General features: G+C 46.1%; 23 protein-coding genes. 18 read left to right on the top strand and 5 right to left on the bottom strand.

Going from position 1 to position 19,741, the window contains the following annotated elements:
• Positions 1-21: 21 nt before the first annotated feature.
• Both CYL18_RS02375 and CYL18_RS02380 read right to left on the bottom strand, forming a co-directional pair.
• On the bottom strand, positions 22-870 hold the full coding sequence (locus CYL18_RS02375) for an aldo/keto reductase (RefSeq protein WP_104847851.1): 849 nt from the start codon (positions 868-870) through the stop codon (positions 22-24).
• 28 nt (positions 871-898) lie between these two features.
• Positions 899-1,822, bottom strand: coding sequence for an aldo/keto reductase (locus CYL18_RS02380; RefSeq protein WP_104847852.1), 924 nt, complete (start codon positions 1,820-1,822; stop codon positions 899-901).
• A gap of 246 nt (positions 1,823-2,068) precedes the next feature.
• Here CYL18_RS02380 and CYL18_RS02385 point away from each other — a divergent pair, with 246 nt between their 5' ends.
• Together CYL18_RS02385 and CYL18_RS02390 are read left to right on the top strand one after the other, a co-directional pair.
• On the top strand, positions 2,069-2,824 hold the full coding sequence (locus CYL18_RS02385; RefSeq protein WP_161497062.1) for a YqjF family protein: 756 nt from the start codon (positions 2,069-2,071) through the stop codon (positions 2,822-2,824).
• Between the two features lie 231 nt (positions 2,825-3,055).
• Positions 3,056-3,583 (top strand): YceI family protein, encoded by a 528-nt coding sequence (locus CYL18_RS02390; protein WP_104847854.1) that lies wholly within the window; start codon positions 3,056-3,058, stop codon positions 3,581-3,583.
• Positions 3,584-3,632: 49 nt separating this feature from the next.
• Here CYL18_RS02390 and CYL18_RS02395 read toward each other — a convergent pair whose 3' ends face one another.
• Together CYL18_RS02395 and CYL18_RS02400 are read right to left on the bottom strand one after the other, a co-directional pair.
• Positions 3,633-4,514, bottom strand: coding sequence for an NAD-dependent epimerase/dehydratase family protein (locus CYL18_RS02395; RefSeq protein WP_104847855.1), 882 nt, complete (start codon positions 4,512-4,514; stop codon positions 3,633-3,635).
• A 35-nt stretch (positions 4,515-4,549) separates the two neighbouring features.
• Positions 4,550-5,293: a methyltransferase domain-containing protein gene (locus CYL18_RS02400; protein WP_104847856.1), complete on the bottom strand. Its 744-nt coding sequence runs from the start codon at positions 5,291-5,293 to the stop codon at positions 4,550-4,552.
• A 186-nt stretch (positions 5,294-5,479) separates the two neighbouring features.
• On the opposite strand from CYL18_RS02400, the gene CYL18_RS02405 reads away from it, so the two are divergent.
• From CYL18_RS02405 to CYL18_RS02415, 3 genes are read left to right on the top strand one after another with little or no spacing between them, the layout of a single operon-like run.
• On the top strand, positions 5,480-6,628 hold the full coding sequence (locus CYL18_RS02405) for an iron-containing alcohol dehydrogenase (RefSeq protein WP_104847857.1): 1,149 nt from the start codon (positions 5,480-5,482) through the stop codon (positions 6,626-6,628).
• Positions 6,629-6,639: 11 nt separating this feature from the next.
• The gene (locus CYL18_RS02410) at positions 6,640-8,301 is read left to right on the top strand and encodes an ATP-binding protein (RefSeq protein WP_236636196.1); all 1,662 of its coding nucleotides are present in this window, start codon (positions 6,640-6,642) and stop codon (positions 8,299-8,301) included.
• Between the two features lies 1 nt (position 8,302).
• Positions 8,303-9,733, top strand: coding sequence for a sigma-54-dependent transcriptional regulator (locus CYL18_RS02415; RefSeq protein ID WP_104847859.1), 1,431 nt, complete (start codon positions 8,303-8,305; stop codon positions 9,731-9,733).
• 46 nt (positions 9,734-9,779) lie between these two features.
• Here CYL18_RS02415 and adhP read toward each other — a convergent pair whose 3' ends face one another.
• Positions 9,780-10,790 (bottom strand): alcohol dehydrogenase AdhP, encoded by a 1,011-nt coding sequence (gene adhP, locus CYL18_RS02420; protein ID WP_104847860.1) that lies wholly within the window; start codon positions 10,788-10,790, stop codon positions 9,780-9,782.
• Between the two features lie 322 nt (positions 10,791-11,112).
• On the opposite strand from adhP, the gene CYL18_RS02425 reads away from it, so the two are divergent.
• From CYL18_RS02425 to CYL18_RS02485, 13 genes are all read left to right on the top strand, one after another.
• A complete protein-coding gene (locus CYL18_RS02425; RefSeq protein ID WP_104847861.1) occupies positions 11,113-11,373 on the top strand; it encodes a metal-sensitive transcriptional regulator in 261 nt (86 codons plus the stop codon).
• 76 nt (positions 11,374-11,449) lie between these two features.
• Positions 11,450-11,926: a DsrE/DsrF/DrsH-like family protein gene (locus tag CYL18_RS02430; RefSeq protein ID WP_104847862.1), complete on the top strand. Its 477-nt coding sequence runs from the start codon at positions 11,450-11,452 to the stop codon at positions 11,924-11,926.
• A gap of 10 nt (positions 11,927-11,936) precedes the next feature.
• A complete protein-coding gene (locus CYL18_RS02435; RefSeq protein ID WP_104847863.1) occupies positions 11,937-12,284 on the top strand; it encodes a rhodanese-like domain-containing protein in 348 nt (115 codons plus the stop codon).
• A 5-nt stretch (positions 12,285-12,289) separates the two neighbouring features.
• Positions 12,290-12,586: a rhodanese-like domain-containing protein gene (locus tag CYL18_RS02440; protein ID WP_104848337.1), complete on the top strand. Its 297-nt coding sequence runs from the start codon at positions 12,290-12,292 to the stop codon at positions 12,584-12,586.
• Positions 12,587-12,634: 48 nt separating this feature from the next.
• Positions 12,635-13,192 carry a sulfurtransferase TusA family protein gene (locus tag CYL18_RS02445; RefSeq protein WP_104847864.1) on the top strand — a complete coding sequence of 186 codons (558 nt, stop codon included), beginning with the start codon at positions 12,635-12,637 and terminating at the stop codon, positions 13,190-13,192.
• Between the two features lie 74 nt (positions 13,193-13,266).
• Entirely contained in the window at positions 13,267-14,394 is a 1,128-nt protein-coding gene (locus tag CYL18_RS02450) for an MBL fold metallo-hydrolase (protein WP_104847865.1), read from the top strand.
• A gap of 41 nt (positions 14,395-14,435) precedes the next feature.
• Positions 14,436-14,663, top strand: a complete 228-nt coding sequence (locus tag CYL18_RS02455) for a sulfurtransferase TusA family protein (RefSeq protein ID WP_104847866.1) — start codon at positions 14,436-14,438, stop codon at positions 14,661-14,663.
• A 65-nt stretch (positions 14,664-14,728) separates the two neighbouring features.
• A complete protein-coding gene (locus CYL18_RS02460; protein ID WP_104847867.1) occupies positions 14,729-15,505 on the top strand; it encodes a sulfite exporter TauE/SafE family protein in 777 nt (258 codons plus the stop codon).
• Between the two features lie 132 nt (positions 15,506-15,637).
• Positions 15,638-16,393 (top strand): SDR family NAD(P)-dependent oxidoreductase, encoded by a 756-nt coding sequence (locus tag CYL18_RS02465; protein WP_104847868.1) that lies wholly within the window; start codon positions 15,638-15,640, stop codon positions 16,391-16,393.
• An 11-nt stretch (positions 16,394-16,404) separates the two neighbouring features.
• The gene (locus CYL18_RS02470; RefSeq protein WP_104847869.1) at positions 16,405-16,863 is read left to right on the top strand and encodes a MarR family winged helix-turn-helix transcriptional regulator; all 459 of its coding nucleotides are present in this window, start codon (positions 16,405-16,407) and stop codon (positions 16,861-16,863) included.
• 380 nt (positions 16,864-17,243) lie between these two features.
• Positions 17,244-17,786, top strand: a complete 543-nt coding sequence (locus CYL18_RS02475) for a VUT family protein (RefSeq protein ID WP_104847870.1) — start codon at positions 17,244-17,246, stop codon at positions 17,784-17,786.
• A 329-nt stretch (positions 17,787-18,115) separates the two neighbouring features.
• Positions 18,116-18,808 carry a DUF969 domain-containing protein gene (locus tag CYL18_RS02480; RefSeq protein WP_104847871.1) on the top strand — a complete coding sequence of 231 codons (693 nt, stop codon included), beginning with the start codon at positions 18,116-18,118 and terminating at the stop codon, positions 18,806-18,808.
• The gene (locus CYL18_RS02485) at positions 18,808-19,737 is read left to right on the top strand and encodes a DUF979 domain-containing protein (protein WP_104847872.1); all 930 of its coding nucleotides are present in this window, start codon (positions 18,808-18,810) and stop codon (positions 19,735-19,737) included. Before CYL18_RS02480 ends, CYL18_RS02485 begins: the two co-directional genes overlap by 1 nt.
• The last annotated feature ends 4 nt before the right edge of the window (positions 19,738-19,741 follow it).

The raw sequence follows: 19,741 nt of genomic DNA on the forward strand, positions 1-19,741 counted from the left end.
CATCCTTTTTCTATATTGGAATCAAAAATCAATCGTATCCGGATTCAATCCAGAACCGCCAAAGTACTCCATTTGATTAATCGTTTTCATATCTTCTTCAGAAATCTCAAAGTCAAATACCTCTAGATTATCCGCGATTCGGGAAGGGGTGATGGACTTTGGAAGCGGGAGGGTTCCATTTTGCATGCACCAGCGGATACACAGATGGGCTACCGATTTATTGTACTTCTCGGCAATAGCCATCAGTGTTTCATTGGACAGCATTTTGCCGGTGCCGAGCGGGCTCCATGCCTCGATGAGGATGCCGTTTTCCTTGCAATAGCTAACAGTTTCCTCCTGCATTTGGCCAGGGTGGTACTCAATCTGGTTCACCATTGGCTTCACTTCTGTCTCCATCAATGGTGCAAGATGCTTTGGCAAAAAGTTCGATACCCCAATTGCGCGGATGCGCCCAGCCTTATATAAATCGGTCATGGCGCGCCATGTTTCAAGGTTAATATGTGCCCAGTCTTCAAATTGGGTCGGATTAGCCGGCCAGTGAATCAAATAAAGGTCGAGGTAATCGGTGCCTAATTTCTCAAGTGTCTTCTCGAATGCTTGGAGCGTGCTTTCATAGCCGCGGTCTGTGTTCCATACCTTGCTTGTGATAAAGAGCTCTGCGCGCGGGATGCCGGATTCTCGGATGGCTTTGCCGACGCTTTCCTCATTGCCGTAGGCAGCTGCTGTGTCAATATGGCGATAACCGGCTTCAATGGCAGCTTTCACAGACGTGACAGCTGTCTCGCCATCAGGTGTCTGCCATGTACCAAAGCCGATGCAAGGAATTTCAATGCTATTATATAAACGTAAAGCGGATGTTTTCTCTAACATTTAATCATCTCCTGTTTCTTTATTCATCTTAAGGAAGGATATGACCGCTGCTCATATAGAGGCGATACCATTCCTCACGGCTGAGTTGAATCTCGCTTCCGTTCACGATCTCTTCCATCCGTCCTTGGTTGGTCGTGCCGGCAATCATCTGGATCTTAGCTGGATGTCTCAAAATCCAGGCAGTCGCTATCGCGGTAGGCGTTGTATCATATTTCTCAGCTAGCTCAGTGAGCGTTTGATTCAGTTCAGGGAATTTATCCTGATTGCCGATAAAGACCCCTTCAAAGAAACCGTACTGGAATGGTGACCAAGCCTGAATCGTCATATCATTTAGCCTGCTATAATCCAGTACGCTGCCATCGCGGTCGACCGCGCCGTCTGTCTGCATATTCACTTCCAGCCCATTGGCAATCATGGTGGAGAAGGGAAGGCTTAATTGCAGCTGGTTGACGAGGAGGGGCTGCTTCACAGCCTTCTTCAATAATTCGATTTGCATCGGCTTATGGTTGGAGACGCCGAAATGCCGCACTTTACCGGAATCCTCCAAGCTATTGAATGCCTCTGCTACTTCTTCTGGCTCTGCCAATGCATCTGGACGGTGAAGAACGAGAACGTCTAAGTATTCGGTACCAAGACGTTTAAGAATGTCATCAACGGACTTGAGGATATGCTCTTTCGAAAAATCATACATAATCCCTGGTACGATGCCGCATTTTGATTGCAGAATGAGGTCTTCTCGTTGAATTCCCATACGTTTTACCGCTTGTCCAAACTTCGTTTCACATAACCCTTTGCCGTAAATATCAGCATGGTCAAAGAAGTTCAGCCCGTTTTCCAGACAAAAGGCAAGGTATGAATCTAATTGGCGATCTTCCATCGCATCGATTCTCATGCATCCAACTGCGATTGATGGCACCATTAATTCACTTTTGCCAAGGCTTTGTTTTTTCATGCTCATTCCTCCTAGCTGATTATTAATAAAGCGTGACATGAGTACGAACTTAGTAGTTTGCTAGCGTAAAGTCCATTCTCCAAGCCATGATATGTAAGCAGGCACCTGGATTAGGTGTGCATATTTATTTTACTATACTTCGAGTGAATGCGCTTGCATAAGGGAGGAGGTATTTTTCTGCATCATGGTTTTCAAATAAAGGAGAAGGGTAGGAGGATTAGGAACGAGAATGGAGGAATGCTTAAGATGTATTCATTTAAAGAGACGGATCAGCGTCCATATCCGCTGCCGCGAAGGCCATGGGTGATGACCCAGGTTTGGAATGATTTGCTCTTCTTGCATTATTCAATAGATCCTCACATCCTTCGTGCCCATGTACCGAAGGAGCTTGAAATTGATACATTTAACGGGAAAGCCTGGATTAGCATCATTCCGTTAAGAATAACGGGAAGCAGGGTTCGGAAAATGCCGTCGCTTCCTGGGATTAGTACCTATATTGAGCTTAATGTGCGTACCTATGTTGTCTACAAGGGGGTGCCAGGTATTTATTTCTTTAGCCTTGATGCCAATAGTCTCGCAAATGTGCTTGGGGCAAGGGCGGCATCGGCCCTTCCGTATAAATTAGCTTCCATGGAATTTAAGCAAAGGAATCATGAGTTTTACATGAAGAGCGTGCGGACAGGTGCGAAAGATGCCTATCAATTTGAGGCAAGCTATGAGCGCGCAGAGAGGATGACAGAGCTGTGGCCGGACACAATTGACTTCTGGCTCCTTGAACGGTATTGCATGTATAGCTATTACGGGAAATATATTCTCAGAGGGGATATTCATCATGATGCCTGGAAAGTATCAGATGTGAAGGCAGAAATATATCAGAATACGATGCTAGCCTTTCTTCCTGACAATCCATCTATGAACGAACCGGACCTTCTTCATTACGCGAGAATGAAAAGATTTCTTTTCTATCCATTGAAAAAGGTCGGGGAGGCAAAAGTTTCATAGAGAATGGGGGTGTTTTATAAGGCTGTCCGGCCGTCTGCCTGACTGTTATGATTCAGTTTTGGTGCGATTATCATGATGAAATAAAAATTTGAATTAAAATATCTTGACTTCGAGATAAAAGAGGATTATAGTTAGCTATATAAATGATTAACAAACAGAATAAACGAATGAAGAATTCTTTTATTCTTATATATCTCAAATTCGAGATAAAAAACAAAGGGGAGAAGAAAAATGGCAAAATACACAGTTGACAATTCACATTCACACATCGGTTTTCAGGTAAAACACATGATGGTATCTAAGGTCAAAGGGAGCTTCGAGAACTATACGGCGGAAGTCGAGGCAGCAGACCTTGCTGACTTAACAACAGCGAAAATTGCTTTCACGATTGATGTCGCAAGCATCAACACGAAAAGCGAGGACCGCGACAACCATTTGAAATCACCAGACTTCTTTGATGCAGAGAACTACGAGAAAATTACATTCCAATCCACATCTGTAACAGGATCAGGTTCTGACTATGAGGTGACAGGTGATTTGACAATCAAAGATGTGACAAAGCCGGTCACATTTGATGTTACCTACAATGGAAAAGGAACAAACCCATGGGGTGTGGAAGTATACGGCTTTGAAGGGGAAACAACGCTTAACCGCGAAGATTTCGGATTAACCTGGAACGCAGCGCTCGAAACCGGCGGCGTATTGGTTGGCAAGGATATCAAAATCAATGTTGAGCTTGAATTGAATCCGCAGGCGTAATAGAAAATTAGAAAGAGGGCTGTCCGGAGACGGATGGCCCTCTTTTCACTTATTTTCCCTGATTCGCAATCGTATGGATTAACGGTTCTAGCCACTCATCCAGATGACTGAAGCGGAAGCCATGATTGACCGCTTTTTCATTCGTCATATACCAGGAGGCCGGGATGGCATAGGGGGAGCGGATTTCATCATTTCCTAAGAGGGATATCCTGGCCTTTTCCCCAGTCGCTTTTTCGATTAGCTGAACGAGCTTGTTTAAGGAGATTTTCCCGTTCGCCGTGGCATTGATCGGGCCTTCGATGTCAGGCATACCAGCCCATCTCAGGAATTCAGCTGCCTCTGTCGCCTGGATGTAGGACATTTCTGCCTCCATATTGACAAACCCGATAGGCTCTCGATTGGCTATGCGCTCAATATGGAAATGCAGCCGGCGTGTATAATCATCCTCTCCCATCACGATTGGGAAACGGACCGCGACAACCGGGAACTTGGCGTATTTGAAAAACACGGTTTCAGCCTGACGCTTTCCTTCCCCATAAGTGAATTCAAGCTTATCGCCCATCTGTATTTCGTAATGATACGGGTCAAAATCCTCCTCGCTCTTTTCTTTCCCGTCCATTTCATAGGTTGAGAGAGTGGAGGTGAATACAAGTTTATTGATTTTGCCGTTAAAAATCTCACAAAACTCATATGCATCTATCGGGGAGTAACAAATATTATCATAGACGATGTCAAACTTCCGTCCTTCAACAGCTTGAGCCAATTCTTCTTTGTTTGAGCGGTCGGCAATCAGATGCTCGACTTTGTCTCCAAAGGGATTGCCCGATTGGCCTCTTGTCAAAATGCTAACCTTATTTCCGTCTTCTATTAGGCGTTCGACTAATTTGCGACCGAAGAAACGTGTACCGCCTAGCACGAGTATCGTTTTCATGGCAATGTTCCTCTCCAATATTGTAGGTTTTATTTTTATCTTTTACCCGTTCCGGAATAGACATAACTATTGATACTATAAAGATATTGATCTTTCCCCGCTAACTCTTCAATCTCTGTTTTGAAAGTTCCATAGTCATCCTCTGAAATAAAGCCTTTTTCAATCATATCTTGAAAATCCTGCACACGGTTATAGCCGAAATACCCCGGCTTATAGGTTGTCTCGATTAAAACAAAGGAATCCATGCTGCCGGAAAATAAGCCTGTACCATGGATATATCGCCAAAGCCTTCTGCCAATCCAGCCATCACTATCATCCATCCAAGCTTGCTCCCAATCGCTGTAGGCCTGTACCATCTTTCTGACCAAGGCTTTATTGCTTCCGTCAAATACCTGGGTATCGAAATCATAATGAGCCATGACGATTTGTCCGCCAGGTTTTAAGACTCGGTGGATCTCTTCAAGGAAGCCCCTTTTATCTACGATGCACTCCAGTACATCCTTTGAGAAAATAAGGTCAAAGGTATCGTCCTCGAAAGGGAGCTGCTGGGCTAAATCAGCGGCCATAAACGTATATCGCTCATCCTTCTTCACTGCAGCTTTAGCCTGTTCGATGCACCGTTCTGCTTTATCCACTCCAACTAATTTGGCCTTGTCACCAGCTAATTCGCCCATTTTGATCAATTCACGCCCAGTGCCGCATCCCACGTCCAAAATTGAAGAAGCTGGCTGGATGTCTGCTTTTGAGAGCAGAAACTCGGTCAGATTACTGTAAGACATGATTTCGCCCCTTTCTTATTGACTAATAAACAAGTCCTTCATGTCATTTTAACAGGTAATTTGTGCAAGGGTATGTTTAATTTACTGAAAATACCGAATAATGTCCTTGTTAGTAGGAAACTCGTCAAAAAGCAAGGAAAACAACCAGCGTTTGCCGAATGTAATAGCATAAAAGGGGGCAGTGTGATGAAGATTAATAAGTTTGTCATGCCTGAGGTCATTTTTGGCAACGGAGCTATTCACCAGGTCGGCGAGAGCTGCTCGAGGCTCGGTGCGAAGCGAGTGCTCATTGTGAGCGATAAGGGGGTGCTGCATGCCGGGTGGCTCGATATTGTCTTGGATAGCTGTCAAAAAGCAGGCCTGAGAACTTCGGTTTTCTTTGACTTGACGACAAATCCTAAGGATTACGAGGTGGCGGCAGGGAGCAGGGTTTATGTTGAGAATGAGTGTGATGCGGTCATAGGGGTTGGCGGCGGGAGTGCGATTGATACGGCGAAAGCGATTGCTGTTCTTGTCACAAACGGAGGGAGTATCCATGATTTTGAAGGGGTCGATAAGATCATGGAGCCATTGCCTCCACTTGTCATGATCTCAACGACTGCTGGTTCCGGCTCGGAGGTCTCCCAGTTCTCTGTCATTGTCGATTCCGAGCGGAAGAAAAAGATGACCATCGTATCGAAGTCCCTTGTCCCTGATATCGCTATCATAGACCCTCACACACTCACCACGAAAAGTCCGCAATTGACGGCGTCTACCGGCTTGGATGTCCTGACCCATGCGATTGAAGCCTATGTCAGCATTGCCGCCACGCCTCTGACCGATGTACAAGCGAAGAATGCCATCTATCTGACAGCGAATTATCTCCGTCCATCTGTCGCTTCCACCATGAATGAAGAGGCCAAAGCCCAAATGGCCATGGCGAGCCTGCAGGCAGGACTGGCTTTCTCCAATGCGATATTAGGAGCGGTACATGCGATGTCTCATGCGATAGGCGGACGATTTCCGCTGTTTCATGGAGAGGTGAATGCGGCTCTGCTTCCGTATGTGATGGAATTCAATTTTTTGGCCGTCCCGAGAAAATATAAAGAAATTGCTGAATTATGTGGAATTGCCACAGAAGGGCTGACACAGGTTGAAGCAGGAGAGAAAGCTATTGAATTTGTGAAAAAGCTTTCGCATGATATCGGTGCACCGCAGCGATTATCGGATATGGGATGGAATGGAGACATGATTGAGGAGATGAGCCAAATCGCGCTTGAGGATGCATGCATGATCACGAACCCGCGCGATATTACCCTGCAGGATGTGAAGAACTTGTTTCGGCGGGCTTTATAAGGAGTGATTCAGTGTTAGAGAGACAAATCATGATTGAACGGCTGACAGGTGTACAGTCATCAAAGCGCAGTTACTATACGGAGCTGAAAAATACAGTAGCCCAATTGCAGAAGAAGAACATGCAGCTAGAGATTATTCATGAAGTGATGAAGAACTTAAATGTGGAAATGTCCATGGATGATATGCTGAAGAATATCATGGACAAGCTCATAACCATCTTTCCCTTTGACCGAATCAGCCTCTCGGTTCGGAATGGTGAAGAATTAATCCTATCAAATGTGTACCCAAAGAAACTTGGCTATTTGCCGCGGAATGTTACCTTAAGCAAGGAACACTCCTTATATTGGCAGGTAATCGAGAAGGGAAAAATGCATTATCACAAGGTTCCTCAAGAGGCAGCCGAAAATGAATATATCGAGAATCAGATTTTCAGAGTAAATGGGATTCAAAGTGCGCTTCTTTTCCCCCTCCATAGCAAAGGGATAATCACGGGAATCGTCAGCATCGGCAGTCTAGGCATTCTCAGCTATGATGAATCTGACCTTACATTTCTCCAGCAATTAGCGGATCAGTTTGCTGTCTGCCTGGAAAATGTCCGTTTGTACAATGAAGTATTAAGCAGGAAGAAGGAATGGGAGGACACCTTTCGTGCTGTGGTCGATATGATTTTTGTCGTGGATTTAGAAGGCGACATCGTTAAGGTGAACGAACAGGCCATCCAGTATTTTCGCTCCTATGGCAACCAGCTTGTCGGGAAGAAAATAGACGAAGTGTTCCATGAAGCTAAAGACATCTCAGCACTCTTAAGCGAAAGCCTTCAGACGAAGCAGGCCTCTCATCGTGAAATCCGGCTGTCTGATCACCGGATTTTTGAAACCTTCTCCAATCCGGTCTTTAATGAAGAACAGCAAATGTATGGCTTTATTCTATATATGAAGGATGTATCAGAGAAAAAGCGGATAGAATCTCAGCTGATCCATTCTGGTAAACTTGCCGCCATTGGCGAACTTGCGGCAGGTGTCGCTCATGAGCTCAACAATCCGCTGACGGCGATTCTCGGAAACTCTCAAATCTTGGTGAGGGATGCTAAGCTCGAACCTGCCGCTCACAATCTATTAGTCGGTATCACGAATTGCGGGAAGCGATGCAGGAATATCGTTCAGAATCTGCTCACCTTCTCCAGGCAAGAGGAGTATCTCTTCCAGGAATGCTCATTGAATGAGGCAGTTGACCAGGTCGTGAGCCTTGTCGGATACCAGATTGAGATGCAAAACATCACTATTGCTGTAAAGAAGGATGAATCGCTGCCAAGGATCAACGGCAGTCTGCAGCAATTGGGACAAATCGTTCTCAATTTCCTACTGAATGCCAAGGATGCACTTGAGCCCGACATCGTTCGGGAGAAACAAATCCTGATTAAAACGAGCCATAATCATGAATGGGTGCAGCTGACCGTCTCCGATACGGGGGTCGGCATTAGTGCAAGTCATCAATCAGAGGTCTTTCACCCATTTTTCACAACGAAGCCTGCCGGGCAGGGAACGGGGCTTGGCTTATCCGTCAGCCTTGGCATTGCCCAGGCACATGGAGGGTTGATTGAAATGACGAGCCTGGAAGGGGAAGGAAGTACCTTCATGCTAAGATTGCCGAAAAATCAAGCGGAAAGGAGATAGGATGAAAGAAATCGTAATCATTGATGACGAGCCGGAAATCAGACATTTCTTATCATATTTATTATCCCAAAAGGGCTATCGAGTGACACTATGCGAGAGCGGGCAAGACTTCGAGCGGCTGCTGCCTGAGTTGGACGCTGACTTGGCGCTGATTGATGTTAAGCTGCCTGATGCGAGCGGCCTGGATATTCTGAAACAGCTAAAGCAAGCAGTGCCTCACTGCATAGCGATTATCATGACCGGTTACAGTACCGTCAAAACCGCGGTAGAGGCGATCAAACTTGGAGCTAATGATTATATTGAGAAGCCTTTTGACAGCATTGATGAACTAGAGGCCCTGCTTGATCATTTATTGAATCATCATCATGCGCCGTATGCTCATGAAATCAGCCTTCTCGCTGATGAGCTCGGAATAATGGTCGGAGAATGCGAGGATATGCATCATTTGCTTACCTTGGCTCACAAGATTGCGAAAAAGAGCCTGAATGTGCTGATTGAAGGGGAAACGGGGAGCGGGAAAGATGTGCTTGCCAGGTTCATCCATCATGCGAGCCATCGCTCGAACTATCCTTTCATCGCCATAAACTGCGGTGCTTTATCGGTGTCCTTATTGGAGAGTGAATTATTCGGGCATGAAAAAGGGGCGTTTACAGGCGCGTTTAAGGAACGCAAGGGTGTTTTTGAAATCGCTGATAGAGGAACGCTGTTTTTGGATGAAATTGCCGAAGCCTCTCCGGCGACACAGGTGAAGCTCCTTAGGACCATTGAAACAGGGGAGTATAGGAGAATAGGGGATGAAGCGCTCAGAAGAACGAATACGCGCATCATTGCTGCCTCTCATGCGGATTTGGCTGCGGCCGTCAAAGCAAATACCTTCAGGGAAGACCTGCTCTATCGCCTGGATGTCGTCAAGCTGACGATTCCTCCCCTTAGGGAAAGAAAGCAGGATATTCCTCTATTTTTAAAGCATTTTCTCAAGCAGCATAATACATCCCTGTCCTTCTCAGATGAAGCAATTGAGCAGCTGATGAAATATCCTTGGCCGGGTAATATTCGAGAGCTGGCCAATGTCGTCAAGCGGGCCGTCACCTTAGCCGAGGATGAGACGGCTATGATTACGCCCCATTACTTGCCGGAGAAAATACGGCTTCACTCACCGGAACCGTCCGTCATATCTACTGATAAATGCGAGGGCTCTGTTTTGGAGTCCTATCTGGAAGAATGGACAGAAGAAATGCTCCGCTTATGGGATCACGATTGTGAGGTCAACTTAGAGGATGTGCTTTTGCATGTAAAAGCACTTGAGGTAGAGGTCGGGAAAGCCTTTGTCTCCAAAACCATCAATGAAACCATGGGCAATCGTAAAGCGGCAGCTGATAAATTGAAGATCTCGACTCGGCAGCTTCGTTATTTGCTGAGTGAAAAAAATTAGGGCACGGCCAAAAAGCCGCGCCCCAATGATTCAATCCATCTTATCTTTACATTGTCAGAACAATACGGCCATTGATTTGGCCTTTTTCCATCTTATCAAATACTTCGTTGACGGAATCCATCGGAGCGGATTCAATGATGGTTTTTACTTTGCCTTGAGCTGCAAAATCAAGTGCCTCCTGCATATCTTTTCGTGTGCCGACAATGGAACCGCGGACCGTTACACCGTTCAAGACCGTGTTGAAAATAGGAATTGGCAGGTCATCGTGCGGCAGCCCGACGACAACGAGTGTTCCGCCGCGCTTGACGGATTGATAGGCTTGTTCGAATGCCGCTTTGGTTACCGCAACGCTGACGGCCGCTTGTACGCCGCCGACCTGCTCCATGATTGCCTGGGCAGGGTCGGTGTTTTTGCCATTGATCGTGATATCGGAGCCTAAACGCTTGGCGAGCTCGAGCTTTTCATCGGCAATATCAACCGCGACGACATTAAAGCCCATTGCCTTGGCGTATTGAAGTGCGACATGGCCGAGTCCGCCGATCCCATAGATGGCGACCCAATCGCCAGGCTTAGCTTCAGATACCTTCAATGCTTTATAGGTTGTCACACCAGCGCAAAGAATCGGGGCAACTTCAACAGGGTCTAAACCGTCTGGAATTTTGGCCACATATGCCGCAGGCGCCTTGCAATATTCCGCATATCCCCCGTCAACCGAATACCCGCCGTTCAATTGGTCTGGACATAAGGTTTCCCTGCCTGTCAGACAATACTCGCATTCCCCGCACGCTGAATATAGCCAAGGAATCCCGACCCGGTCACCGACCTTGACGGAGGTTACCCCATCGGCTACTTCTTCGACGATGCCGACTCCTTCATGCCCCGGAATTAAAGGGAGCTTCGGCTTTACCGGCCAATCTCCATGTGCGGCATGCAAATCTGTATGGCAGACCCCACATGCTTCAATCTTTACTAATACTTCCCCAAATTCAAGCGTCGGTTTTGGAACTTCCTTGATTTCGAGCTTATTCTTAAATTCATTGACAACAGCTGCTTTCATACTAATCATTCCTCCTAAAAGTAGATTTCACCTTTATAGATTGCAAGTATCGTGCCAAACGAAAAGATGAGATTCTATCGTGCTTTGCGAATCTCGGGAAGGCATGATTGCCGTTTTTTCGGCATGATTCTCCCGATATTTTGTCAGATTGGACAATTTTACGGAAAAAATGCTTGCCGCAAAGTTTAAAGTAAACGCGGAATGTACCTGGCGACAGTCTCTCTTATTAGTGTAAAAAGGATTGAGCATTTCAATTGACCGCATTACCCTAAGGGGTATATGATAGCTCTAACAAACGAACACGGAGGGAGGGCAACTATCCATGACCTATGATGATAAAGTTAAGAATCGTCTAAGCAGGATGGAGGGGCAGCTTCGCGGGATTCAGCGCATGATGGAGGAAGGAAAGGATTGTCAAGATGTGATTACACAGCTGTCAGCCGTCCGTTCTGGAGTCGAGCGTGCAATTGGGCTGATCGTCAGCGAGAACTTGGTAGAATGCGTACGGGCAGCCGATGGCAACGAGGATCAGGTGAATGAGTCGATTGCTGAGGCAGTCAAATTATTAGTAAAGAGTCGATAGTTTGACAATCTTAATTTTTTTGTTTATTTTAGTACCCATAGGGGTATAAGTATTTTAGTTATTTCAAGGAGGAAACATGGAACAGAAATCAACCAATATTATTTTATTCAGCGGAGATTATGACAAGGCGATGGCTGCCTATATTATTGCAAACGGAGCGGCTGCCTATGATCATAAGGTAACGATCTTCCACACATTCTGGGGAATTAACGCTTTGCGCAAGCAGGAGTCAATTGAAGTGAAGAAAGGCTTCTTGGAGGGTATGTTCGGCAAAATGATGCCGCGTGGCGCAGAAAAGCTTGCCTTATCCAATATGAACATGGCCGGCATGGGTCCGAAGATGATCAAGCATGTCATGAAGAAACATAATGCACTCACATTGACTCAGCTCATTGAAATGGCACAGGAGCAAGAAATCAATCTCGTCTCTTGTACGATGACAATGGACCTTTTGGGACTGCAGAAGGAAGAATTGCTTGATGGCGTTCAATATGCAGGCGTTGCCGCATACTTGGCGGATGCCGAGAATGGCGCGGTAAACCTGTTCATCTAAGGAGGAGCCTATGGAGTGGATTGTTGTGGCGGCCGCACTTGTTATCTTTTATATCCTCAGAATGAGGGGCGCAAAGGGAGTCAATGCGATTACGACCGCAGAGCTTAAAGATCGGTTGAATGATAAGAATGCATTCTTCCTCGATGTACGTACACAAGGCGAATTCAAAGGGCGGAACATTCGCGGATTTAAGAATATCCCGCTTGGCAGCGATTTTTCCAAGCTTCCGCGTGATAAGGAAATCATCGTCATTTGCCAAAGCGGCATGAGAAGCCAGACAGCCTGCAAGCAATTGAAGAAATTAGGATATGCCAATGTCACCAATGTGCGCGGCGGCATGAATAGCTGGAGAGGATGATGGATATGACAGCAATGACAGCAAAAGAAGTACAGCAAAAACTAGAAGCAGGGGAAACCCTTCATATGATAGATGTGCGTGAACAGTTCGAGGTGGAAGAGGGCCATATCAAAGGGATTACGCATATTCCCCTAGGTGAATTGGAAGAGCGGATTGGTGAACTCGACAAGAATACGGAATATATCATGATTTGCCGTTCTGGAGCACGCAGCGGGAGGGCAACAGCCTATTTGGAAGAGAAGGGCTATAAGGTCATCAACATGACAGGCGGAATGATGTCATGGGAAGGAGAAACCATCTAAAAAATTTTTAATCAAAAATATACCCTATGGTGTATAGGAGGATCATGAATGGCAATAAAAGCAGATGTACAATTAGACGCAAAAGGCTTGGCATGCCCAATGCCTATCGTCAAAACGAGGAAAGCAATCAAGGATATTGAGGAAGGTCAAGTCCTTGAGATTCAAGCGACTGACAAAGGATCAAAGGCCGATCTTGCGGCATGGGCGCAATCAACCGGCCATCAATATATCGGCACGAACGAGGAAGGCGGCGTTCTCTATCATTACATCCGTAAGTGCTCGGATGGAGACGTGGCAGAGAAATCCTTTGAGCCAACCATATCTACTGAGGAAATCTTGAATAAAGACGGCCTCATCCTGGATGTTCGTGAAGAGGCGGAATATGCATTCGGCCATATCGAGAATGCGAAGTCCATCCCAATGGGTGACTTAGAGGCACGTCTTGACGAGCTGGATCCGGAACAAGAGATCTACGTGATTTGCCGCACCGGCAAACGCAGTGATTTAGCCGCCCAAAAGCTTGCAGCTAAGGGATTCAAAAAGGTGTATAATGTCCTGCCTGGCATGAAGGATTGGAACGGCCCAGTTGTGAAGGAAACAGAATAATCACCAAATACGGAGGGTAAATCCATGCCCTCCTTTCAAAAAAACAATAATATACCTACGGGGGTAATGGTAATATGACAGTATCTAAGTGGACAGCGGCAGATGTTGCTCGCTACGTAATCGAAGATAAGAAATTATTCATCCTGGACGTTCGTAACAAGGACGCATTCGAGGATTGGAAAATTGACGGCCATCAATTTGAGTATCTAAATATACCATACTTTGATTTGCTTGACGGTGTAGAAGAGATCCTTCCGCAAATTCCGGCAGACAAAGAGCTTCTCGTTGTCTGTGCGAAAGAAGGCTCATCCATCATGGTAGCGGATATGCTCTCTGAGGCAGGACGTGATGCAGCGTACCTTGTAGGCGGCATGAAATCATGGAGCATGTACCTTGAGCCGGTTAAGGTTGGCGACTTGAAGAATGGCGGAGAATTGTATCAGTTTGTCCGTCTTGGTAAAGGATGTCTCTCTTATATGGCCATCTCTGGCGGAGAAGCAGCCATCATCGATGCGATCCGTTTCGCAGATATTTTCGTTGATTTCGCCAAAGAAAAGGGCGTAGAGATCAAGCATGTATTTGATACGCATTTGCATGCAGACCATATTTCTGGTGGACGCCATATCGCGGCGCAAACCGGCGCGACTTACTACCTGCCGCCTAAGGATGCAGAAGAGGTCGTATTCGAGTACACAGCGCTTGAAGACGGGCTCACGGTAAACCTTGGTGATTCCAAGATTGAAGTGGGAGCCTTGTATTCTCCTGGACACACGATTGGCTCAACATCCTTCGTGATCGATTCAAGCTACTTGCTGACAGGGGATATCCTCTTCATCGACTCCATCGGAAGACCGGACTTGGCTGGCCTAGCGGAGGATTGGGTGTCTGACCTACGCGTCACGCTCTACAAGCGCTACCGCGAATTGGCTGATGACCTGATTGTGCTTCCGGCACATTTCATGATCATCGACGAGCTGAATGAGAATGGCTCTGTTGCTAAGCGCTTAGGAGATTTGTTCGCAGAAAACCACGGCTTGAATATTACGGACGAGGAAGAGTTCCGCAAGACAGTTACAGAGAACCTGCCTCCGCAGCCAAATGCTTATCAGCAAATCCGCCAAGTCAATATGGGCAAAATCACGCCTGATAATGACGAGCAAACCGAAATGGAAATCGGCCCGAACCGCTGTGCCGTACGCTAATCAACCGATAAAATTAATTTAACCATAAAGGAGAATGAATCATGAATATCACAAAAACATTAGATGCTAAAGGCTTGGCTTGCCCAATGCCAATCGTAAGAACAAAAAAGACAATCGAAATGATTAACTCAGGCGAGGTATTGGAAGTACTAGCAACTGATAAGGGTGCCCTTAATGACTTCAAAGCATGGGCAGGATCTGCTGGCCACACTATTCTTGATCAAAAAGAAGAAGACGGCGTCCTTAAATTCTATATTCAAAAAGCGTAATGGATGAGGCGGGTCTTCGAACATTGTTCGAAGCCCGCTGTCTTTCCTAAAAAGGAGGAATGGAGATGGATTTGACGTTTATCGTCGTCATCTTTCTAATCGGTTTTATCGGATCGTTTGTCTCAGGTATGCTTGGGGTCGGCGGTTCCATCATCAAATACCCTATGCTCTTATACATCCCGCCATTATTCGGGCTGGCCGCCTTCTCGGCACATGAGGTATCCGGCATCAGTGCGGTACAGGTCCTGTTCGCCTCCATTGCCGGCGTCTGGGCTTTCCGGAAGGGCGGATATTTAAATAAATCACTGATTGCTTATATGGGGGTCTCCATCTTAATCGGGAGCTTCATCGGAAGCTACGGATCATCGTTCCTGTCTGAACAAGGCGTGAACATCGTTTACGGTGTGCTTGCTGTCATTGCAGCTGTGATGATGTTCATTCCTAAGAAGAAGGTTGATGACATCCCGCTTGATGCAGTGACATTCAATAAGCCGCTTGCGGCGGTTCTTGCCTTAGTCGTCGGGATTGGCTCCGGCATTGTTGGCGCAGCAGGCGGATTCATGCTCGTTCCGATCATGCTCACCGTCCTCGGGATTCCGACAAGAATGACCATCGCGACAAGCCTTGCCGTTACGTTCATCTCATCGATTGGGGGAACAGCAGGCAAGCTGCTCACAGGGCAAGTCGATTATTGGCCGGCGCTGATCATGATTATCGCGAGCGTATTAGCCGCTCCGCTCGGGGCAAAGGTTTCGAAGAACATGAACACGAAAATGCTTCAAATGATTTTAGCCTTGCTGATTGCGGCAACAGCCGTCAAAATCTGGCTCGATATATTGTAAGAGGAATGACGCGCATCCACACGAGGATGCCATCATTTTCTTTTTATTTGAGGATGTGTAAGCGTTTTAGTTTCCAGATAAATAGTTTACTGTTAAAATATAGTTAGATAATGATATAAAGGGGAGTTTACAATGGGAAAATTAGACGGCAAAATCATCATCATCACTGGCGGTGCAGGAGGAATCGGACTTGGCATGGCGAAAGCCATGGCAAAGGAAGGCGCTGTACTAGCAATTGTCGATGTGAATGAAGAAGCGGGGAAAAAGAGTGAGAAACTATTGCAGGAAATCTCTCCTGAATCATCCTTTGTTCAAGCCAACTTGCTTGAGCGCGACAAATTGCCGAACATCATCCAAACGGTTGTCGAGAAATACGGGAAGCTCGATGTTCTAGTGAACAATGCGCATGCATGTAAGCAAAAATTAATTGAAGATACGACACAGGAGGATCTTGATCTTTCATTCGGAACAGGCTTCTACCCAACCTTCTATTTAATGCAGGCAGCCCTTCCGTATTTGAAAGAAACGAAAGGCAATATCATTAACTTCGCCTCTGGCGCGGGTATCAATGGCGATGTCACGCAAGCAGCCTATGCGGCGGCAAAAGAAGCGATTCGCGGCATTACGCGTGTGGCCGCCAATGAGTGGGGACAATACGGCATTAATGTCAACATTATCAGCCCAATTGCTGATTCAGAGGGCGTTAGGGCTTGGGCGAAAGCACAGCCGGAATACTACCAAGCTGTCGTCAATAAAATTCCGCTCGGCCGCTTCGGTGATGTAGAAGAGGATATCGGCCGTGTCGCTGTTTTCCTTGCGAGCGCTGATTCACAGTATATCACTGGGCAAACGATTATGGTGGACGGCGGAGCCACGAAGCTTCGCTAAGAGGGCAGAAGATGGAGCGGGATAATCTATTTGACTTGATCCACTCAATCGAGCTCATCTCGAATGAGCATATCGTCCGGTTCACCTCCCAGTTCTCGTATCCGGTCGGTGTATCGGCCATCCTCGTGCTTGCAGAGCTCCAATCGAGAGGACCTCTCAGGGCGAGTGAGCTGGCTGAGATGCTCCGCTATACGAAGGGAGCGGTGACCCATATATCCAACAAGCTCGTCAATCATGGACTTGCCAGACGGCAGTATAGTCCAGAAGACAGGCGAACGGTCTATTTGCAGATCACGGATAAAGGAAGCCTGGCTTTAGCGGAAGCGCAAAAGCTCGGCCGGGAGATCTACCTCGAATTATTTGAGGAACTGACAGAGGACGAGCTGCAGGAGTATTTGCGCATCCAGCGCAAAATGATAGAAGGAATGAAGAACAGGCGCTTATCCAAGCCTGGGGGGAAACTACTATAAATAGAGATAGAAAGCCGATTTGTCGATTCAGCAGACGAATCGGCTTTTTTGATGGGATGAAAGGGAGTTGATAGGCGGACCGCCATTCCATGAAAGGCTCAGGGGGATGCAAGTTCCCTCATAAGCATAACCAGTTGCACAGACACCATCTTAATCCAATTTTTCAATGGTATCCTGTGCTTTTGCCCAATCATCTGCCTGTACTCAGCATTGTCATTTGAACAACCTTCATACCTTGTTGTAATAGATGAAGCAGGTATCTACTGAACTTATGCTCATATATGATAAACAAATGAAGCGATTAAATGAAAGTTTAACATGGATAAATTTGTAATATAATGATAAAGTAAATGATTGGAAAGACAGAAGAGGGGGAAAACATGAGAGTTCTATTGTACTTGCTATCGATTACCACGGCCAATGTCGTGACCGCAGCATTTGCGCCATTGATGATGGGCATTTTCATCGTGCCGATGGGGACGTTTCTTATCGGGGCAACGTTTATCCTGCGTGATCTTGTCCAAAACAAATATGGCAGGAGGAAGACGTATTATTTCATCGCTTTGGCACTTCTGATGTCTGCAATTGTTTCTTATTCGCTAGGCGACACGCTCATCATCGTCCTCGCTTCAGCCATCTCTTTTGCGGTGGCGGAAACAACCGACACGGAAATTTATACACGTCTAAGGCTTCCGATGAGCTGGCGCGTGTTTTATAGCGGAATCGTCGGCGGACTTCTCGATTCAGCGATTTTTGTCATCATTGGCTTAAGCCCGATTGGAGCCGGAGTGCTGCCATGGGAGGCGGTTCCCGCCGCGATTGTCGGACAGGTGATTGTCAAGACGGTCATCCAGGGGATCGGTGCGATGCTCATCAACCCGATTGGTGCGCTCGTGAACCGGAACACAGTATCAAATGGGTAAAGGACTCAAGAAATATGAGTTCTTTTTATTATGCAAAAATAGTATTTCCATCTTAATTGAGCCCCCGGTTTTTATCAATCTTCTGCATAGTTATGCATGTTTTATCCGTAAAAAAACTTGACAACCATAAATTTTCATGCGGTTGAAAATGCTGGAAAAATACCTCTATCCCAATAAGGACGGGCATTATCTGCTTTTTACAAACATAAAATTCCTTGCTTATTCCAGATTGACAATTTTTAGCCATTCCCATTTAAAAACATCGGTTGTATAATAAATAAAAATTATCTTAAAATAACAAAATAGTTAGAAATGGAGAGATAACTCAGATGGAATTAATCGGAATCCTTATTATCATCATTGGATTCGCAATGAAGCTGGATACAATCGCAGTAGTCGTTGTAGCTGGTATTTCGACTGGATTAGTCGCAAATATGAATATTGCTGAAATCCTCACTACGCTAGGAGAGGCATTCGTAGCCAATCGCGTAACCTGCCTATTCTTGATCACCATTCCGGTCATTGGATTGTGCGAGCGTTACGGCTTGAAAGAGAAAGCGGTTATGCTTATCAAGAAAGCTAGCAAACTATCTGCAGGGAAGCTTCTCAGCGGATATACACTCATTCGTGAAACGACAATCGGTATGGGTGTGACACTAGGCGGACATCCGCAATTCGTTCGCCCGCTCGTAAGCCCAATGGCAGAAGGGGCAATCGTTGCTAAGTACGGTGACAAAGTGGAAGAGAAAGATATCGAAAAAATCAAAGCTTATTCAGCGGCATCTGATAATGTCGGGAACTTCTTTGCTCAAAACGTCTTTATCGCCAATGCCGGTGTATTGCTGATTGCCTCTACCTTAGAGGGAATGGGAATGCCGGTTGACACACTTCAAGTGTCGAAAGTGGCTTTTCCAGTAGCCATCATCGCCTTTATCCTTTGGACCATTCAAAATACGCTATTGGATAAGAGAATGCAATCCAAATACGCGGATAATCGCAAGAATGCAAGAGGTGAGCAATAATGGACATCACACAACTGTCTAATCTATTATTAGAAATATTTTATATTATGATTGGTTTATTCATGGGAATTACCATGGTGTTTACGTTAAAGGATAAACAACATAAAACGAGAATTGGAACGGCCCTATTCTGGGGAATCCTCGCTGTCATCTTCATGGCAGGCAACTATATTCCAAGTATGATAGTCGGTATATTGGTCGTGATCATCGCGATCCTATCCGCAACGAAGCAAATCAATATCGGTACATTGAAGCAATTGGATGAAACATTTACAACGCTTAAGGCAGAGAAACTAGGATTAAAAATCTTCATTCCTTCCTTATCTATCGCGATCATCGCGATGCTGGTTGCCCAGTTCACTCCTTTTTCGGGAACGGTCGCAATCGGAATTTCCGCTATATGTGCATTAATCATCGCATTTGTGATTACGAAAGCAAAACCGAAGGAATTGCTTGAGGATACAAACAGAACGTATCAATCAATCGGTTCATTCGCTATCCTGCCTCAATTATTGGCATCCTTGGGTGTATTATTCACGAGCGCGGGTGTAGGCGATAAAATCGCTTCCATTATCTCGAATGTTATCCCGTCAGGTAACGCGTTGATCGGTGTTATTACCTACTGTGTCGGTATGGCCTTGTTCACGATGATCATGGGGAATGCCTTCGCTGCATTTGCTGTCATCACAGTTGGTATCGGTGCGCCTTTCGTATTTGCTGTCGGCGGGGACCCAATCATCTGCGGTACGCTTGCATTGACAGCAGGATATTGCGGTACATTGCTAACGCCAATGGCAGCGAACTTCAACATGCTCCCTGCAGCGTTACTAGAGATGAAAGACAAGAACGGTGTCATCAAGGCACAAGCGCCAATCGCGCTGATGCTTTTGGCCGCTCATATCGTCCTCATGTACTTCTGGGGATTTTAAGATA

The sequence above is a fragment of the Pradoshia eiseniae genome (assembly GCF_002946355.1).
Taxonomy (GTDB): Bacteria; Bacillota; Bacilli; order Bacillales; family Pradoshiaceae; genus Pradoshia; species Pradoshia eiseniae.

What these genes read in the sequence shown, in the direction of transcription:
- CYL18_RS02395 (WP_104847855.1), bottom strand. Translation starts at nt 4,514, where the DNA reads ATGAAAACGATACTCGTGCTAGGCGGTACACGTTTCTTCGGTCGCAAA.
- CYL18_RS02390 (WP_104847854.1), top strand. Translation starts at nt 3,056, where the DNA reads ATGGCAAAATACACAGTTGACAATTCACATTCACACATCGGTTTTCAG.
- CYL18_RS02385 (WP_161497062.1), top strand. Translation starts at nt 2,069, where the DNA reads ATGTATTCATTTAAAGAGACGGATCAGCGTCCATATCCGCTGCCGCGA.
- CYL18_RS02480 (WP_104847871.1), top strand. Translation starts at nt 18,116, where the DNA reads ATGGAATTAATCGGAATCCTTATTATCATCATTGGATTCGCAATGAAG.
- adhP (WP_104847860.1), bottom strand. Translation starts at nt 10,790, where the DNA reads ATGAAAGCAGCTGTTGTCAATGAATTTAAGAATAAGCTCGAAATCAAG.
- CYL18_RS02400 (WP_104847856.1), bottom strand. Translation starts at nt 5,293, where the DNA reads ATGTCTTACAGTAATCTGACCGAGTTTCTGCTCTCAAAAGCAGACATC.
- CYL18_RS02435 (WP_104847863.1), top strand. Translation starts at nt 11,937, where the DNA reads ATGGAGTGGATTGTTGTGGCGGCCGCACTTGTTATCTTTTATATCCTC.
- CYL18_RS02425 (WP_104847861.1), top strand. Translation starts at nt 11,113, where the DNA reads ATGACCTATGATGATAAAGTTAAGAATCGTCTAAGCAGGATGGAGGGG.
- CYL18_RS02475 (WP_104847870.1), top strand. Translation starts at nt 17,244, where the DNA reads ATGAGAGTTCTATTGTACTTGCTATCGATTACCACGGCCAATGTCGTG.
- CYL18_RS02405 (WP_104847857.1), top strand. Translation starts at nt 5,480, where the DNA reads ATGAAGATTAATAAGTTTGTCATGCCTGAGGTCATTTTTGGCAACGGA.
- CYL18_RS02380 (WP_104847852.1), bottom strand. Translation starts at nt 1,822, where the DNA reads ATGAAAAAACAAAGCCTTGGCAAAAGTGAATTAATGGTGCCATCAATC.
- CYL18_RS02415 (WP_104847859.1), top strand. Translation starts at nt 8,303, where the DNA reads ATGAAAGAAATCGTAATCATTGATGACGAGCCGGAAATCAGACATTTC.
- CYL18_RS02450 (WP_104847865.1), top strand. Translation starts at nt 13,267, where the DNA reads ATGACAGTATCTAAGTGGACAGCGGCAGATGTTGCTCGCTACGTAATC.
- CYL18_RS02445 (WP_104847864.1), top strand. Translation starts at nt 12,635, where the DNA reads ATGGCAATAAAAGCAGATGTACAATTAGACGCAAAAGGCTTGGCATGC.
- CYL18_RS02460 (WP_104847867.1), top strand. Translation starts at nt 14,729, where the DNA reads ATGGATTTGACGTTTATCGTCGTCATCTTTCTAATCGGTTTTATCGGA.
- CYL18_RS02470 (WP_104847869.1), top strand. Translation starts at nt 16,405, where the DNA reads ATGGAGCGGGATAATCTATTTGACTTGATCCACTCAATCGAGCTCATC.
- CYL18_RS02485 (WP_104847872.1), top strand. Translation starts at nt 18,808, where the DNA reads ATGGACATCACACAACTGTCTAATCTATTATTAGAAATATTTTATATT.
- CYL18_RS02440 (WP_104848337.1), top strand. Translation starts at nt 12,290, where the DNA reads ATGACAGCAATGACAGCAAAAGAAGTACAGCAAAAACTAGAAGCAGGG.
- CYL18_RS02430 (WP_104847862.1), top strand. Translation starts at nt 11,450, where the DNA reads ATGGAACAGAAATCAACCAATATTATTTTATTCAGCGGAGATTATGAC.
- CYL18_RS02465 (WP_104847868.1), top strand. Translation starts at nt 15,638, where the DNA reads ATGGGAAAATTAGACGGCAAAATCATCATCATCACTGGCGGTGCAGGA.
- CYL18_RS02455 (WP_104847866.1), top strand. Translation starts at nt 14,436, where the DNA reads ATGAATATCACAAAAACATTAGATGCTAAAGGCTTGGCTTGCCCAATG.
- CYL18_RS02375 (WP_104847851.1), bottom strand. Translation starts at nt 870, where the DNA reads ATGTTAGAGAAAACATCCGCTTTACGTTTATATAATAGCATTGAAATT.